General features: G+C 69.3%; 17 protein-coding genes. 3 read left to right on the forward strand and 14 right to left on the reverse strand.

Annotated features, from left to right (window positions below):
* Nucleotides 1-38 precede the first annotated feature (38 nt).
* Entirely contained in the window at nt 39-728 is a 690-nt protein-coding gene (locus LCL61_RS14565) for a hypothetical protein (protein WP_340687316.1), read from the reverse strand.
* 102 nt (nt 729-830) lie between these two features.
* The gene (locus tag LCL61_RS14570; protein WP_340688583.1) at nt 831-1,382 is read right to left on the reverse strand and encodes a TetR/AcrR family transcriptional regulator; all 552 of its coding nucleotides are present in this window, start codon (nt 1,380-1,382) and stop codon (nt 831-833) included.
* A 181-nt stretch (nt 1,383-1,563) separates the two neighbouring features.
* Between LCL61_RS14570 and LCL61_RS14575 the strand changes: the two genes are divergently transcribed.
* Nucleotides 1,564-3,087, forward strand: a complete 1,524-nt coding sequence (locus LCL61_RS14575; protein ID WP_340687317.1) for an alpha/beta hydrolase — start codon at nt 1,564-1,566, stop codon at nt 3,085-3,087.
* On the opposite strand, the gene pucL is transcribed toward LCL61_RS14575, so the two are convergent.
* The 4 genes from pucL to LCL61_RS14595 are packed head-to-tail and all read right to left on the reverse strand — an operon-like array spanning nt 3,084 to nt 5,309.
* On the reverse strand, nt 3,084-3,962 hold the full coding sequence (pucL, locus tag LCL61_RS14580; RefSeq protein ID WP_340687318.1) for a factor-independent urate hydroxylase: 879 nt from the start codon (nt 3,960-3,962) through the stop codon (nt 3,084-3,086). The two genes, LCL61_RS14575 and pucL, sit on opposite strands and share 4 nt — an antisense overlap.
* A gap of 6 nt (nt 3,963-3,968) precedes the next feature.
* Nucleotides 3,969-4,286: a hydroxyisourate hydrolase gene (uraH, locus tag LCL61_RS14585; RefSeq protein WP_340687319.1), complete on the reverse strand. Its 318-nt coding sequence runs from the start codon at nt 4,284-4,286 to the stop codon at nt 3,969-3,971.
* The gene (uraD, locus tag LCL61_RS14590) at nt 4,283-4,774 is read right to left on the reverse strand and encodes a 2-oxo-4-hydroxy-4-carboxy-5-ureidoimidazoline decarboxylase (protein WP_340687320.1); all 492 of its coding nucleotides are present in this window, start codon (nt 4,772-4,774) and stop codon (nt 4,283-4,285) included. The genes uraH and uraD overlap by 4 nt, the downstream gene beginning before the upstream one ends.
* Before the next feature lie 58 nt (nt 4,775-4,832).
* Complete coding sequence (locus tag LCL61_RS14595; RefSeq protein WP_340687321.1) at nt 4,833-5,309, reverse strand: helix-turn-helix domain-containing protein; 477 nt, start codon at nt 5,307-5,309, stop codon at nt 4,833-4,835.
* 105 nt (nt 5,310-5,414) lie between these two features.
* On the opposite strand from LCL61_RS14595, the gene allB reads away from it, so the two are divergent.
* Both allB and alc read left to right on the forward strand, forming a co-directional pair.
* The gene (allB, locus tag LCL61_RS14600) at nt 5,415-6,743 is read left to right on the forward strand and encodes an allantoinase AllB (RefSeq protein WP_340687322.1); all 1,329 of its coding nucleotides are present in this window, start codon (nt 5,415-5,417) and stop codon (nt 6,741-6,743) included.
* 1 nt (nt 6,744) lies between these two features.
* Nucleotides 6,745-7,761 carry an allantoicase gene (gene alc / locus LCL61_RS14605; RefSeq protein WP_340687323.1) on the forward strand — a complete coding sequence of 339 codons (1,017 nt, stop codon included), beginning with the start codon at nt 6,745-6,747 and terminating at the stop codon, nt 7,759-7,761.
* Here alc and LCL61_RS14610 read toward each other — a convergent pair.
* From LCL61_RS14610 to LCL61_RS14645, 8 genes are read right to left on the reverse strand one after another with little or no spacing between them, the layout of a single operon-like run.
* The gene (locus LCL61_RS14610) at nt 7,752-7,928 is read right to left on the reverse strand and encodes a hypothetical protein (RefSeq protein WP_340687324.1); all 177 of its coding nucleotides are present in this window, start codon (nt 7,926-7,928) and stop codon (nt 7,752-7,754) included. The genes alc and LCL61_RS14610 overlap by 10 nt on opposite strands.
* A 34-nt stretch (nt 7,929-7,962) precedes the next feature.
* On the reverse strand, nt 7,963-8,439 hold the full coding sequence (locus tag LCL61_RS14615) for a CoA-binding protein (protein ID WP_340687325.1): 477 nt from the start codon (nt 8,437-8,439) through the stop codon (nt 7,963-7,965).
* A complete protein-coding gene (locus tag LCL61_RS14620) occupies nt 8,436-9,725 on the reverse strand; it encodes an O-acetylhomoserine aminocarboxypropyltransferase/cysteine synthase family protein (RefSeq protein ID WP_340687326.1) in 1,290 nt (429 codons plus the stop codon). Before LCL61_RS14620 ends, LCL61_RS14615 begins: the two co-directional genes overlap by 4 nt.
* 54 nt (nt 9,726-9,779) lie before the next feature.
* Nucleotides 9,780-10,961: a hypothetical protein gene (locus LCL61_RS14625; RefSeq protein WP_340687327.1), complete on the reverse strand. Its 1,182-nt coding sequence runs from the start codon at nt 10,959-10,961 to the stop codon at nt 9,780-9,782.
* 24 nt (nt 10,962-10,985) lie between these two features.
* Nucleotides 10,986-12,356 carry a hypothetical protein gene (locus tag LCL61_RS14630; RefSeq protein WP_340687328.1) on the reverse strand — a complete coding sequence of 457 codons (1,371 nt, stop codon included), beginning with the start codon at nt 12,354-12,356 and terminating at the stop codon, nt 10,986-10,988.
* Complete coding sequence (locus tag LCL61_RS14635) at nt 12,353-12,817, reverse strand: hypothetical protein (RefSeq protein ID WP_340687329.1); 465 nt, start codon at nt 12,815-12,817, stop codon at nt 12,353-12,355. Before LCL61_RS14635 ends, LCL61_RS14630 begins: the two co-directional genes overlap by 4 nt.
* Nucleotides 12,814-14,157, reverse strand: a complete 1,344-nt coding sequence (locus tag LCL61_RS14640) for a hypothetical protein (RefSeq protein WP_340687330.1) — start codon at nt 14,155-14,157, stop codon at nt 12,814-12,816. Before LCL61_RS14640 ends, LCL61_RS14635 begins: the two co-directional genes overlap by 4 nt.
* The gene (locus LCL61_RS14645) at nt 14,141-14,950 is read right to left on the reverse strand and encodes a hypothetical protein (RefSeq protein WP_340687331.1); all 810 of its coding nucleotides are present in this window, start codon (nt 14,948-14,950) and stop codon (nt 14,141-14,143) included. The genes LCL61_RS14640 and LCL61_RS14645 overlap by 17 nt, the downstream gene beginning before the upstream one ends.
* Between the last annotated feature and the right edge of the window lie 95 nt (nt 14,951-15,045).

Here is a 15,045-nt window from a genome sequence, read left to right on the forward strand (position 1 = left end):
CCTACCCTGAGAGTAGGGAAGGAGGCCTTCACGGAACGTCAGAGCACGAAGACGAGGTCGCTCGCCGCCGCGTGGAACATCTCGGGCGCGCCGGCGTAGAAGACCCGCCAGGCGCCGGGCTTACGGTGCTCGGCCGAAGCCGCGAAGGCCCAGGTGGTGCCGTTCCAGGTGGCGGTGACCGTCGCCGCCGTGGTCCAGCGGTAGGTGCTGAACGAGAAGTACTGGAGCTCGACCGGGATCGGGTTCGCGGTGTACCGGCCGGGGAACTCGATCGTGCCGGAGCCGGTCACCGCCCTGGCCGCGTCCCGGCCCGCCGCGAACGACGTGATCTTCGCCGGGTGGAGCACGACGATCTTCGCGGTGTCGGCGCCCGAGTTCGCGATCGACGGGTCGGTGGAGAAGAAGTCGGCGCGGTAGTTGCCGGTGCGGATCGGGGTCAGCGTCGCGCTGTACGCACCGGCGGCGTCGGTGACCGGCTTGGCCTGCGCTTCACCGCAGAAGCCGTTGAAGCAGAACGAGATGCCCACCTCGGCGCCCGCGATCGGGGTGGCGTCGGCCTTGGTGAGCTTCCCGGAGATCGTGACGGTCTGCCCGGCGTCGATCTTGGTGCTGCTGGTCGTCGTGGTGAGGGTGGACGGCTGGGCCTCGGCGGCGGTCGCGGGTACCGCGCCCGCGGTGAGCAGCGCGGCCGCGGCGATGGTGCCGATCACGAGCTTCCTGATGATCATGGGCTCCCCAAAAGGATTTCGGTGTTGGCGACCGCTAGGTCGGCCGGAAGCCGTTGTCCGTTGCGGGGAAATCCCGGTGTTCAGAAGCCTGCCGTCGGTGCTTCACGCAGCAGGGAGCAATGTGCGCGCGAAAGCCACCGACGAGGCCCCCGCGACCTCGAGCGCTTCGGTGTTACGCAGCGAACGGCTCAACACGAACGCTCCTTCGAGACTGTTCACCAAAGCGATCGTGAGACGCCGCGCGGCCTCGGGGGCGAGGCCGTACTTGCCCAGCTTCTCGGAGCCGGTCTCGATCCACGCCGTGAACACGTCGGCGGTCGCGATCCGCAGCTTCTCATTGGTGCTGGCGACCTCCAGCGCGACCGTGGCGATGGGGCACGCGTCGGCGTAGTCGGTCGCCTTCAGCGTCTCGGCGGCGCTGGCGAAGCACGCCTCGATACCGTGGAGCAGGTCCGGCTCGTCGGCGAAGAAGATCTCGAACAACGCGAGGTACATCATCCCCGAGGTGCGGATGACCTCCTCGCCGAGCTGTTCCTTGCCGCCGGGGAAGAAGTGGTACAGCGAGCCGAACGGCGCGTTCGCCGCCTCGACGATCTGCTTCACCCCGGTGCCGGTGTACCCGTTGCGCCGGAGCAGCTCGGCGCCGGCGTTCACGATGCGTTCCCGCGTTCCAGTCACTCCTCCATGATAGAGCGTTCTATCAAACGCGTCCGTGGATCTAGCCGCTCCTTGAACCTTGGTTCACCCTCCGGCGCTACCTGCGGTCGATGTCCGCGTGGTGTACCCGGCCCTAGCGTCGGCAGCCGTTGGGAAACCGAGGAAAAGGGGGCAGCAGATGAAGCGGCTACTGACCGCCGGGATCATCCCGGTGGTCCTGGGCGGGCTGCTCGCCGGAGCCGGGCAGGCTTCGGCGAGCACGCTGAACACCACGAACATCCCCGGCCACTACGCCGGTCAGACCCTGGATTGGCATCCTTGCGCGGCGGAGGAGCTGGTCACGTTGCCGCCGGGCACCGACATCAATGGCCTCGAATGCGCGACGTTCCGCACGCCTCGCGACTGGGACAGGGCGGGGGAGCGACAGGACCTGACCATCGCGATCAGCAGGCTGAAGTCCACCGGGACATCGACGGCCTCGCTGCTCACCAACCCGGGTGGGCCGGGCGGCCCCGGCCGCTGGTTCCCGGTGACGTTCCGCGGGCAGGAGAAGCTGCGCGAGCATCAGGACATCATCGGCATCGACGTGCGCGGGACCGGCAAGAGCACGAACGTCACCTGCCGGGGCACGGCCGACCTCATCCGGCAGCTGGATCCGCGCGACCGGGATCCGCGCAATCTGGACCAGATCCTGGCCAACGCCGAGCACGTGGCCAGGTCCTGCCAGAGCGCCGGCGGCGAACTCGGGCCGCTGATCACCACCCACCAGACGATCAGGGACTTCGACCTGCTCCGTGTCCTGCTCGGCCGGGAGAAGATCAACTGGGTCGGGTATTCGGGCGGCACGTGGCTGGGCGCGCATTACGCGCAGCAGTTCCCGCAGCGGACGGGACGGTTCGTGCTGGACTCCTCGACGGAATTCACCACGGACTGGCAGAAGACGTTCGACCGGCAGCCGGTCGGCTTCGAACGGCGCTGGCGGCAGGACTTCCTGCCGTGGATGGCGCGCTACGACGCGAAGTACCACTTCGGCACGAACGGTGAAGAGGTCCGGCAGACCTACGAGCGGGTCCGCTACGCCTTGTCCCGCAACCCGATGGACGGGAACGGGCCGATGGAGCTCGATACCGCCATCATCTACATGCTCTACAAGAAGGCGACCTTCCCGGCGCTGGCCGAACTGCTGGTCAAGGTCCGGGGCGCCATGGAGAATCCGGAGGCGAAGGCCGAGGCCAAGGCCGCCGTCGAGGCGGCGGGTGATCACTCCGACGCGGCGGATGCCACGTTCTGGAACACCGTCTGTGGCGAAGGGCGTTTCATCGGCACCCGCGAGTCGCTGATCCGCGCCTCACAGCGGAACCTGGACCGCGGTCTGCTCCTGGCGGGCGGCGGCACGCTGAACGCCTCGGTCTGCCTGTTCTGGGACAAGGAACCGCGCCCGCTGCCGAAGCTGGACGGCAAGGGCGTCCCGCCGGTGCTGATCGTCCACTCCGAGCACGACCCGGCCACGGCGATCGAGGGTGCCAGGCGGGCACACGCGGGGTTCGCGAACTCGCGCATGCTGACCGTGACCGGTGAGGGCGACCACGGGCTCTACGCGGACGGGAACCCCAAGGTGGACGAGATCGTGAACGCCTACCTGGTCGACGGGGTCGTTCCCGCCGACCAGAGCGTCCCGGGCATGCCGCTGCCTGTGCCCTAGAAGGCGGCGAGGGTGTGCCAGGCGAGACCGGCGTCCTCGGCGTCGTCTCGGAGGACGACACCCTCGAGCAGGCCGTACGGGCGGTCGGCGGCGTAGAAGACCTCGTTGTCGTTCTTCAGCCCGAACGGTGACAGGTCCACCAGGAAGTGGTGCTTGTTCGGCAGTGAGAGCCGGACTTCGGCGACCTCTTCGCGTTCGTTGAGCACAGCCTCTCCCATGGCGTACAGCGTCTGCTGCAGGGAGAGGCTGTGCTTGTCCGCGAAGGTCTCCAGCATGATCCGCCGGATCTCGGCGTGGCTCGCGGTCCAGTCGATCCCATCGCCCTGGTAGCGCCAGCGCGCGGTCACGGCGGTCGCGAGGATCCGGTCGTTCGTCTCGGCCAGTGTCGTGTACTTGTCGCGAGGGAAGCCGTGGAACTCCGAGCCGGTCGACTTGAGCACCACGAGATCGTCCAAACCGGACACCACCCAGGCCTGGTCGCCCTGCACGGTCACGGCGGTCGTCCGCTTCTCGCTGCCCGCCTGCGAGAACGCGTGGTCGTGGCCCGAGATGCGGTTCCAGCCGTGTTCGTCGATCAGGATCCGGGCGCCGGTGATGTGCTCGAACGAGCCGACGAAATGGCGCCCGAGCCGCAGCGCGAAGTCCTCGATCTCGCCGACCGGGGCTTCCTTGGCGAAGGCGTAGACGGTGTTCTTCTGGGTGTCGGTCGCGACGACGTCGGCGTTGTCACCGGTGAGGTGCGTCGCCGCGAGGTCGCCACGAAGCGACGTCGAAACGGTGAGGTCCTTGAGGTGATGAACGGTGCCTTCGCGCTGGACGGTGACGAGCCGGACTTCGGCCTTGCCGTACTGGTTGGGGCCCAGGGTGATGGCCACGGGCGATCAGCTCCCTCGATAGGTGGAATAGGCGAACGGGCTCAGCAGCAACGGCACGTGGTGGTGCTCGGTCCCGTCGGCGATGCGGAAGGTCAAGGTGACTTCGGGGAAGAAGGAGTCGGGGCCGAGGTAGGCGCCGGTGTCGAAGACCAGCCGGTAGACCCCGGGTTCCAAGGTGTCCGGGCCGAGGTCGCGGATCCGGCCGTCGGTGTCGGTCCGCCCGTCGGCGACGGGTTCGCCCGCGCCGGTTTCGAGCCGGACCCCGACGCCGGCCGCCGGCCGTCCCGCGGCGGTGTCGAGGATGTGCGTGGTCACGAGGCTCATGCCGTCACCGCCTTCTCCAGCCGCAACGCGGCGATCCTGGCCAGCTCTTGACCGGCCACTTCGAGTTCCTTCTCGGGGTCGTTCGAGAGCCTCGAACGCAGGTTTTCCAGCAGTTCGGCGCCGCTCCGGCCGCTCGCGCAGACCAGGAAGACGTGCCCGAACGTCGCTTCGTACTCGGCGTTGGCCGCGGCGAACTCGCGTGCCGCGTCACCGTCCACACCGGACTGTTCCGAGCGCGACCAGCTCGCTTCGGTGCTCTTCCCGCCCGCTTTCTCCCCGATCCGGGGATGGGCGGCCATGGCGCGCCGGACCTCTTCGGGACGCAACGGGGTGAGCGCCTCGGAAGCGGCGAGCAGTGCGGCGAGATCGGCGTACGGGCGCCTGGCCAGCAGGGTCTCCACCCAGCGCGGGACGTCGAGGCAGGCGGTCAGCGCCGGCCGGATGTCCTGTGCGGGGGCCTCGTTGAACTCTCGGATGGTGAGCGGCACGGGAACTGACGGTACGGCGGCGATTCCGCCGTCGTCAACATTTTGTTGAAACGGCTCTTCAGTCTTGGTCGCGGTTGAGGTAGTTGTAGACCGTGAACCTCGTGACCCCCAGCGCCTCGGCGACGGTCGACACTGACTTGCGGAGGCCGAACGCGCCGCGTTCCTTGAGTAGTCGCACCGCGCGCTGCTTGGCGGCGCGGTCGAGGGTGTCGAGTTTGCCGCCGAGTTCGCGTTCGACGTCGCCGATGAGCCGGGCCAGCGCGCTGTGCAGTTCGACTGCGGGTTCGCCCGCGTCGTCACCGACCTGCCGGAGCTGGAGGGTCACGCGCGTGGCGCCGCCGTGCAGTGCCGCCCTGGCGATGGCGGGAAGCGCGTCGAGGAGGGTGTCGGCGTCGCCGCGGACGAGGGTGCCGAGCGGGCCGAAGTCGGCGGACAGGCCCGCGCCTTCCGCGGTGTCGCGGGCTTTGACGGCGTGTTCGGGTGGCGGACCCTCGCCGTGGAACGGTTCGCTGGTGAACTCGGCTTCTAACTGCACGAAGCGAAGGTAGCGCCGCCTGGGCTCGTTGACGAGCAGGGTGGCCGGAGTTAATGTCGGAGTGCGAAACCTCGATTCCACTCAGTGGAAGTTGGAGGCTTGTAGATGGACTTGGTGATCAAAGCCGCCCGAGCCGTGACGGCCGCCGGAGAGGTACCCGCGACCATCGGTGTCGACGGCGGCCGCATCGTCGCGGTGGAGCCCGCCGAAGCCGATCTGGACGGCGATCGGGTACTCGGACTCGGCGAGGACGTCGTCCTGCTGCCGGGTCTGGTGGACACGCACGTGCACGTCAACGATCCGGGCCGCACCGAATGGGAGGGTTTCGCCTCGGCGACCCGCGCGGCCGCGGCCGGCGGGGTCACCACGATCGTGGACATGCCGCTGAACAGTCTGCCGCCGACGGTCGACGTCGCGTCGCTGGAAGTGAAGCGCAAGACCGCCGAAGGGCGGGTGCACGTCGACGTCGGGTTCTGGGGCGGGGCGATTCCCGGCAACCTCGCGGACCTGCGCGGCCTTCACGAGGCCGGCGTGTTCGGCTTCAAATCGTTCCTGCTGCATTCCGGTGTCGACGAGTTCCCGCCGCTGGACGCGCGCGGGCTCGAAGAGGCGATGGCCGAACTGCGGACCTTCGACGGCATGATCATCGTGCACGCGGAGGACTCCGACGCGATCGACCACGCGCCCGACCCGCACGGCGAGAAGTACGAAGACTTCCTGCACTCGCGGCCGCGCGGCGCGGAGAACGTGGCGATCGCGCAGGTCATCGAGCTGGCCAGGAAGACCGGCGTCCGCGCGCACATCCTGCACCTGTCCTCCTCGGACGCGCTGCCGATGGTCGAGAGCGCGCGGCGCGACGGCGTCCGGCTGACCGCCGAGACCTGCCCGCATTATCTGAGCTTCACCGCCGAGGAGATCGGCGACGGCGCCACGCAGTTCAAATGCTGCCCGCCGATCCGCGAGGCCGGGAACCGCGAGCTGCTGTGGAAGGGCCTCGCGGACGGCGTCATCGACTGTGTGGTGACCGACCATTCGCCGTGCACCCCCGAGCTGAAACGCTTCGACAGCGGCGATTTCGGGCTCGCCTGGGGCGGGATCGCCGGCCTGCAACTAGGCCTGCCCGCCGTCTGGACCCAGGCGCGGCAGCGCGGGTTCGCCCTCACCGACGTCGTCCGCTGGATGGCCGAACATCCGGCCGCGCAGGCGGGGATGCGGCGCAAGGGGCATCTCGCGCCGGGCTACGACGCCGACTTCAGCGTGTTCGCGCCCGACGAGGCCTTCGTCGTCGACGTCGCGAAATTGAAGCACCGCAACCCGGTCAGCGCCTACCACGGACGGCCGCTCGCCGGTGTCGTCCGGAGCACGTGGTTGCGCGGCGAGGAGATCACCGGCGAAGACCCGGCAGGCGTTCTGCTGACCCGGGGTGACTGCTGAGATGGAGGATGCCGTGAACGACCGTCCTGAGTGGACAGCCCTGCCCGATCTGGCCTCGCGCAAGTTCGGCGGGACCGTGATGTGGGCGACGGACGAGTTGTTCGCCGAGAAGGAGAACCTGGTCAACCCCTGGGTGCCCGCGCATCAGACGGAGACCTTCGGCCCCAAGGGTCAGGTCTACGACGGCTGGGAGACCCGGCGGCACCGCGAACCCGGCGACGACCAGGCGGTGATCCGGCTCGGCCTGGCGGGCGCGATCACCGGTGTCATCGTGGACACCGCCTTCTTCAAGGGCAATTACCCGCCGTTCGTCTCGGTCGAGGCGTGTGCCGTCGACGGCTATCCCAACGCCGCCGAACTGGCCGAAGCGGACTGGGACGTGCTGGTGAAACGCGGCGCGGCGGCGGGGCACACGGAGAACTCCTTCGAGGTCGGCGGGAGCAAGCGCTACACGCACGTCCGGCTGACCATGCACCCGGACGGCGGCGTGGCCCGGCTGCGGGTGCACGGCACGCCGATCCCGGATCCGCGGCTGCTCGACCTCGGCGCGCTCGATCTCGCCGCGCTGGAGAACGGCGCGGTGGTCACCGGGTGCAGCGACATGTTCTATTCCTCGCCCAACAACCTCTTCTCGCCAGGGCTCGCCGCGCATCAGGCCGAGGGCTGGGAGACCGCGCGGCGCCGGGACGGCGGGAACGACTGGGTCACGGTGCGCCTCGCCGGCGCGGGCGTCGTCCGGTTCGCCGAACTGGACAACAGCAACCTCAAGGGCAACGCGCCGGGCTGGGCGTCGCTGAGCGGCCGGGACGGCGACGGCGAATGGATCGAACTGCTGCCGAAGACCCGCTTGCAGCCCGATACACGGCACCGCTTCGCCCTCGCCGAGGGACCTGAGGTGACCGAGGTCCGTCTCGACATCTATCCCGACGGCGGGATGGCGCGCCTACGGCTCTTCGGGGCGCTTTCGGAGCGCGGCCGCGCCGATCTCGCGTCGCGTTTCGAGGCCGCTCAGGGCTGAGCGCCGGGCCGGTTCAGATACGCGGAGAACAACGAGAGGACGGTGCCGATCGAGAAGATCGCGGTGAGCCACCAAGCGCCGCCGATGGACAGGTTCCACACCAGGGCACCCACCATCAGCACCGCCATGACGATGTTCCTGATCTGCAGCGGCGTCGGTTTGGCCATGCCGTCACCCTCTCACGGGCGGCGGTCGCGCTGGTCAGGGGGCGGACTGGCGACGGGAGCTGATCACTCCGGTGTCGAATCCGGCGAGGTGGAGCCCGCCCGCGAACCGGGCGTGCTCGATCTTGACGCAGCGGTTCATCACCACGTCCAGGCCGGCCTCCTTCGCGCGGTCGGCGACGGGCTCGTGCCACAGGCCCAATTGCAGCCAGAGCGTGCGCGCTCCTGCCTTGACGACCTCCTCGGCGACGCCGGGGAGGTCGTCGTGCTTGCGGAAGACGCTGACCAGGTCGACCTCGCCGGGCACATCGGCCAGTGACGGGTACACCGGCCGCCCGAGGAGCTCGTCCAGCCGCGGGTTCACGAAGTTGACCTCGTACTTGCTGGAGGAGAGCAGGTACGTCGCGACGAAGAAGCTCGGCCGCGCCGGGTTGTTCGAGGCGCCGACGATGGTCACCGACCTCGTCCGCGAAAGGATGCGGCGCCGCTCGACCGCGCCGACGTCGTAGGTCATCCCGCCACCGCCTTGCCGAGTGCCTGATCGAGATCCCACAGGATGTCGTCGACGTCCTCCAGCCCGACCGACAGGCGGATCAGATCCGCTCCCACGCCCGCCGCGCGCAACTGGTCTTCGGAGAGCTGCTGGTGGGTGGTGGACGCCGGATGGATGACGAGCGTGCGCGCGTCCCCGACGTTGGCCAGATGCGACAGCAGCTCGACCGAGTTCACGAACGTCTCCCCGGCCGCGCGGCCGCCGTCGACGCCGAAGGAGAACACGGCACCCGGCCCGGCGGGCAGGTACTTCTTCGCGCGGTCGTGGTGCGGGTGATCCGGCAGGCCCGCGTAGTTCACCCAAGCCACCCGGCTGTCGTTCGCGAGGTACTCCGCGACGGCTCGCGCGTTGGCGACGTGGGCGTCCATCCGCTGCGGCAGCGTCTCGACCCCTTGCAGCAGCAGGAAGGCCGAGTGCGGCGAGAGGACGGCACCGATGTCGCGCAACTGCTCGGCGCGAAGCCGGGTGCAGAAGGCGTACTCGCCGAAGTTCTCCCAGTACTTCAGGCCGCCGTAGCTCTCGACGGTCTCGGTCATCCGCGGGAACTTCCCGTTGCCCCAGTCGAACTTCCCGGACTCGACGACCACCCCGCCCAGCGTGGTCCCGTGCCCGCCGAGGAACTTCGTCGCCGAATGCAGCACGATGTCCGCGCCGTGCTCGATCGGGCGGCACAGGTACGGCGTCGCCAAGGTGGCGTCGACGACCAGCGGGATGTCGTGCGCGTGCGCGAGTTCCGCCAGCCCGGCGATGTCGGCGATCCCGCCGCCGGGATTGCCGATGACCTCGGTGAAGATCAGCTTCGTCCGGTCGGTGATCGCGGCCGCGTAGTCCTCGACGCGGTCTCCGCTGACGAAGGTGGTCTCGATACCGAAGCGGCGCAGCGTCCCGGTGAGTTGCGTGACCGTGCCGCCGTAGAGCCCGCCCGCCGAGACGACGTGGTCGCCCGCCTCGGCGAGGGCGGAGAACGTCAGGAACTCCGCCGCCTGACCACTGCCGGTCGCGACTCCGCCGATCGCGCCTTCGAGGCTGGCCAAGCGCTCCTCGAAGGCCGCGACCGTCGGGTTGCCGATGCGGCTGTAGATGTTGCCGTACTTCTGCAGCGCGAACAGGTTCGCCGCGTCGGCCGCGTCCTCGAAAACGAAGCTCGTGGTCTGGTAGATGGGCACGGCGCGGGCGCCGGTCGCCGGGTCGGGCGTCCCGCCCGCGTGCAGGGCGCGGGTGCGGAAGCCCCAGGTGCGTTCACTCATCGCGCCCGACGCTACCTCGCGTCCCACCCCGTGGCCATCGTTCCCAGTCCGTGGCTACTTGCGGTCCAAAGTGATCACGGTGCCGGGACGGTGGCCGTTACGGCGCGGGGTGACCGGACGCGGCTCACGCGAGACCGCGACCCCGGCCGGACGCTGCCGATCGACCGGCAGGACCTCTCGCGAGTTCGTCCGGTCGGCCAGCCGCAGGGACTGCGCCGAGGTCAGCCACTCTTCGGCGGGCTCCGCGATTTCGAGCAGCAGGGCCTCGAACTCCGATCGGGTGGTCTCGAGGATGTGCGGCGCCGCGAGCCAGCGCAGCACCTGACGTCCGGTGACCGCCATCCGCTGGCGCGGCGAGGACACCAGCCGCTGATCGAAGTAGCGGATCAGCACCTCGTCCACGGTGTCCCACGCGTTGGCCGCGCCGAACAGGTCCAGTACGTCCTCCGAACCGAGGATCTTGAACGCCTCGGTCAGCAGCTGCATGACCTCCACCCGCAGCACGTTCAGATGGCCGTACGACGTGAACTTCAGGTTGTTCCGCAGGTCCAGACCGCTGCGCCGGACGACCGCGACACTGCCGAAGCTCGGGTCGTACGCGCGTTCGCGGACGACGTCCGAGATCCGCTTGTCCCGCCAGAACAACGCGACCTGGTTGCTGAACTGCGTGAACAGTTGGTGGAAATCGGTGTTCGGCCGCGAGTTGGCCGAGCCGAGCCCCTTGCCGTAGCCGAGCACTCGCCGGTACGCGCTGACGCGGTCCCGCCGGGTGTAGCGCAGGACGTCCCGCCGGTCGAACCGGTACAGGCCGAACGCGCCGGGACCGTCCGAGAGCCGGATGGCGCCACCCTGGAACAGCTCCTGCAGCTTCTGCACCACGCGGAAGACGCCGATCCGCTCGTGCTGGTACAGGTAGTACAGGTCGCCGACCGCGATGACCCGCTCCGAAGCGACCGTCTCGTCGTAGGCGTCGACACCCGGCGGCATCGCCGTCGCGCCGAGATCCGCGGCCGAACCGTCGCCGAGACCGACGAGCTGCGCGATCCCGCCGTCCGCGGGCCCCGGTTTGCCCCGCTGTTCGGCCTCGACCGCGGTGAGCATGTCGTCCAGCTGCTTGAGGACCGCGTCGCCGAGTTTCGGATCGCTGCCCAGTTCGTTCGCGAGCTTCCCGGCGACCTGGCCGCGCAGAGCCGCGACCCGGTCGAAGAGTTCCCGGTATTCCTTTTCCGTGCCCATCGTCTTCCTCCCGTACGGGTCCGGCTACTGCCCGGTCCGCTTGCGCGTGGTCCGGGGTTTCGGCGGTTCCTCCGCCTCGGGTGGTGTCCGTACTTCTCCGGCGCCGTGCCCCTCGCGGAGTTCGGCGACCGAAGGCACCGCCGGCGTCCGGCCGGGCGGTGGCGTGAGCTGCGGCGTGGGCGGCGCGGGCGGGTTCGGCTCGGCCGACGACGGCGAGCCGTCCCGCCCGATCGGCTCGGCGATCCGGACGACCTCCTGGAGGTGGTCGTCGAGTTCGTCGATGGCCCGCTGCACACGGGAGCTGAAGAACCCCGGGGGAAGCGACGCGCGGAAGTTGCCCGGCACGTCCCCGTTGGAACCGCCGGTGCTCTGCCGGGGAAGGTTCGTCACGATCCGCTGCAGCCGCTTCGCGATCTGCAGGAACGATGTCCCGACGCCTTCCTTGCCCGCCGACTCGATCAGCTTGCCGCCCTCGAAGGTGGCGAACTCGCGGATCCAGCGCAGCAGCCCGCCGAGCGACATCGTCCCGCCCTGCGGATCGGGGACACGGAGCACTTCGAGGTCCTCCTGCTGGACGAACACCGACCGCAGCATCGCGACGACCTCGTCGACCTGCGACGCCGTCGCGGACAGCAGCCGCGAGAGAGCGACCACGGCGGGACCGAAGAACGGCTGACCGCCGACCGGCTGCGAGAACGGGTCGATCTTGTCGCGTGCGTCCTGCCAGCCCCTGAACAACGAGACGACCCAATCCGTCAGCGTGATGAAGGAGGTCTGGATCCGTTCCTCCTCGATCGTGTTGACCTTGCCCGAGACCAGGCCGAACTCGTCCCGCAGCTGGCCGAGGTGCCCTTGCGTACGGTCTCCGGCGCCGACCGCGAGGCCGCCGTTCCCGAGCAGCAGCAGGAAGAGCTGATCGACCCGCGCCACACGGATCAGCGGGCTCTCCAGCTCCTGCCGGATCTGTTCGAGATCGTGCCGGACGAGCGCGCGGAAACCCTCCGCGTTCTCGGGATCCGCGTCCGTCCTCAGTGGACGGAGCGAATCGAGCAGCGCCAGCGAGTCCTTGACCGCGCTCCTGGCCCTCGCCGCGAGCGAGGCCTGGCCGCCGGTGACGGCGCCGAGGTCGGCCTGAATGGCATATCCGCGCGGAGTCCACTTCGCCTCGGTGCGTCCCTGGACCTCTTTCAGCTCGAAACTGCCGGTCAGCGCGGCCACGAACCCCTTGGTGTCGCCTTCACGCCATTTCCAGCCGAGCATGTCGCTGATCGTCTGTTCGGCGAGTTTGCCGGGTGGCGCCGCCTGCGGTGGGTACTGCCCGGTCGACAGCGGATACGCGCTGTCGATGTCCTGTGCGCGCGGCAAGGTCGCGCCGCGGTCGTCGTTGATCGTCATCGGGTCGCCCCATATCCCTTGAATTCGGCCAGTTCCACTGCTTCACGCCAGCACCGCACCATCACGTCCTCCGCCGAGGACAGGGCGGCGGCGCAGTGGTCCACCCCGGCGTGGAAGCTTTTCGCCCAGCCCCGCCATTCCTGTTCCCGTCCGTGCACCGCGCGCACCAGCCCGGAGACCGCGTGGTGCGAACGGCACTGCCCGTCCACGCGCCGCCGCAGCTTCAGCAGCGACGACGCCGTGGTGTGCAACGATTCGGCGCTCACCGGGCCCTGTGTCGCCCGCGTGGCCGCCTCGACCTCTCCTGTGCCGTCCAGGACGACCTCGGCGAGGTGATCCGCCGCGGCGAGCCCGACACCGGCGGGCCGGTCTTCGGCGACGCTGATCTCCAAGGCCCGCCAGCACGCGGCCACCTGGTTCACTTCCTTGCCCAGCCGGGAGAATTCGGTGTGGAGCGTCATCTCGCCCTCCTGCCGAGCTCTTCCATGAAGAAACCGAAAAGCCGTTTCGGTGGCGCCATCCGTTCGTCGAGCGCGAACCGGACCGCCCCGATGAGGAACCGTTCCGGGACCACACCCGGGGACACCCCGTCGGCCAGTCTTCTCGCGGCTTCTTCGATCATCGCCTGTTCCTTGGCTTCGAACCGCAGCACCTTCGCCAGGGGACGGTGCCCCAGCGAGGGGAACGAGGTGAAGCACATCGCGTCCACCACCTCGGGGATCGCCTTGTCCGCCGTCCTCAGCAGCGCCGGCGGTGCGTTGATCAGCTTCGCCCTCGGGTACAGCTTGTGCCACATCGCCGCGTACGACTCCGCGTGCCGGGTGAAACCCATGCGGCGCAACAGCTCCACCGAGATCTTCGCGCGGAGGTACGGCACCGGGTGCACCGCGCGCGGGGTGAATCCCGTCGTTTCGAGTTCGGTGCGCCCGATGACGTCGAACAGCGAACCGACGACCGCCGGGCCGCCCAGCAGCAGCGCGGACAGGTCGGCGAACGTCTCCCGGTTCCACCTGACCCAGACGCCGGTCACCTCCCGCGGCACCCCCGCTTCGACGAGCCTCGCCGCCACCTGCAACGGGATCGCCCTGGCGAGACCCAGATCGTTCTGCAGGTTGTGACTCACCTCGTGCAGGACCGCGCCGAGCGTCCACGGGTTCACCAGCCGGTGGTACGGAAGCTGGATCAGCGGAAAGGGATTGAGCCGGTTCCCCAGCCGCCGCAAGGGGATCCCACGGCGCGAGGTAGCCGGGCCGGATCCGGTGCGCAGGTAGCAGAACGGTGGCGGGGTCGGGATCGACCGCCAGCGCCCGATCCCGAGGTAGGCGTACTGATAGCAGTCGAGTGCCACCCGGTCGCACGCCACCAGCCACGGGGCGAACGCGCCTTGCCGCTGGTTGAACAGATCGAGGTAGAAGTCCCAGACCCCTTCGGTGGTCTTGACCCAGCGCTGTGCCCGGGACTTCGCCCGCAGCAGACGCGCGAGCTCGGCCTGCCCTGGCCGCGCCACCGCCTCGTCCGCGGCGCGGCGAGCCGAACGGGTCGCAGAGTACAACGGCTTCCGCAAGGTCGCCATCGTCCGGTTGACCGCCGCGAGATGTGCCCGGCTCGGACCGGTGGCCGGGTCACCGAACTCCGACCAGCGGAACGGCCGCAGCGCCTCCAGATGCCGTTCCACGTTGGTGGCCTGGGACAGCAGCCAAGCGGTCAGCTCGTCTTCCCCGGACGGCCTCGCCCGCCGGAACCCGGTGGACGAGGCCGATTCACCGGATGCCGCGGGCAGCGCCTCAACGGCGGCGCGCACGGCCGCGCGCCTTGCCACGACGGGCGGCGCCCGCCCGGGCCCGGGGCTGCGTCCTGCGCCCGCCGCGGGCGGCGGGGCGACGGCGGCGCTGCTGGGGACGGCCGCGACGGCGCGGCTGGCTCCGGCGGTTCGCGGGCGCGTTCTGCGCGCTGTTCACGGTGTGGCCGACCAGCCTGCGCGTGATGTACCTGGCGTTGATCGGGCGGCCGTCGGCGTACCGGCGCCCCACGTCGCGAGCGGTGCGCCCGATGATCTTCGGGATGTGCCGGACGGCGCGACGTGTCGCCGGGTTCCGCCACAGCTTGCGCCCGAGGTTGATCGCGCCGCGGATCAGCTGCGGACCGTGTTTGACGATCTTCGGCGCCGCCCATTTCGCCGCCTGGAACGCCAGCGGAGCGAGCGCGCCGAGGAAGGCCTCCGCCTCGTCCTCGGTCTCGGCGTTCTCCGCCTGGAAAGCCAGTTGCGCCATCATTTCGGCGTCGGGGTAGACGCGCCGCGCCGGATGCGTGAAGTCCTCGTCCTCGGACTCCAGCTCGAACTCGTCCTCGAGTTCGCGGACGACGGCCTCGAACTCGGACTCGAATTCGTCTTCGTCCTCGTACTCGCCGTAGACCTCGTCCTCCAGCTCGTCTTCGAGCTCCCGGACCAGGCCGCCGAGCTCGTCTTCGAACTCGTCCTCGTCCTCGAATTCGCCTTCCAGTTCGTCCTCGAGTTCGTTTTCGAACTCGGCCTCGAGTTCACGGCTCAGCTCGTCTTCCAGCTCGCCGTCCACTGCCGCATAGCCACGGCTCATAACCGTTCTCCTCTGCTCCGGTGAAAATCCGCGATCGCCGGCGCGGTGCGTCGGTGAGCACGGATCCGACACTGCCCGTGCACCGTGAGCACCGG

The organism is Amycolatopsis coloradensis (assembly GCF_037997115.1).
Classification (GTDB): domain Bacteria; phylum Actinomycetota; class Actinomycetes; order Mycobacteriales; family Pseudonocardiaceae; genus Amycolatopsis; species Amycolatopsis coloradensis_A.

Excerpts from the sequence above, each read along its gene's own strand:
- LCL61_RS14565 (WP_340687316.1), bottom strand. The coding sequence starts at position 728 with ATGATCATCAGGAAGCTCGTGATCGGCACCATCGCCGCGGCCGCGCTG.
- LCL61_RS14575 (WP_340687317.1), top strand. The coding sequence starts at position 1,564 with ATGAAGCGGCTACTGACCGCCGGGATCATCCCGGTGGTCCTGGGCGGG.
- uraH (WP_340687319.1), bottom strand. The coding sequence starts at position 4,286 with ATGAGCCTCGTGACCACGCACATCCTCGACACCGCCGCGGGACGGCCG.
- allB (WP_340687322.1), top strand. The coding sequence starts at position 5,415 with ATGGACTTGGTGATCAAAGCCGCCCGAGCCGTGACGGCCGCCGGAGAG.
- alc (WP_340687323.1), top strand. The coding sequence starts at position 6,745 with ATGGAGGATGCCGTGAACGACCGTCCTGAGTGGACAGCCCTGCCCGAT.
- LCL61_RS14610 (WP_340687324.1), bottom strand. The coding sequence starts at position 7,928 with ATGGCCAAACCGACGCCGCTGCAGATCAGGAACATCGTCATGGCGGTG.
- LCL61_RS14615 (WP_340687325.1), bottom strand. The coding sequence starts at position 8,439 with ATGACCTACGACGTCGGCGCGGTCGAGCGGCGCCGCATCCTTTCGCGG.
- LCL61_RS14620 (WP_340687326.1), bottom strand. The coding sequence starts at position 9,725 with ATGAGTGAACGCACCTGGGGCTTCCGCACCCGCGCCCTGCACGCGGGC.
- LCL61_RS14625 (WP_340687327.1), bottom strand. The coding sequence starts at position 10,961 with ATGGGCACGGAAAAGGAATACCGGGAACTCTTCGACCGGGTCGCGGCT.
- LCL61_RS14630 (WP_340687328.1), bottom strand. The coding sequence starts at position 12,356 with ATGACGATCAACGACGACCGCGGCGCGACCTTGCCGCGCGCACAGGAC.
- LCL61_RS14635 (WP_340687329.1), bottom strand. The coding sequence starts at position 12,817 with ATGACGCTCCACACCGAATTCTCCCGGCTGGGCAAGGAAGTGAACCAG.
- LCL61_RS14645 (WP_340687331.1), bottom strand. The coding sequence starts at position 14,950 with ATGAGCCGTGGCTATGCGGCAGTGGACGGCGAGCTGGAAGACGAGCTG.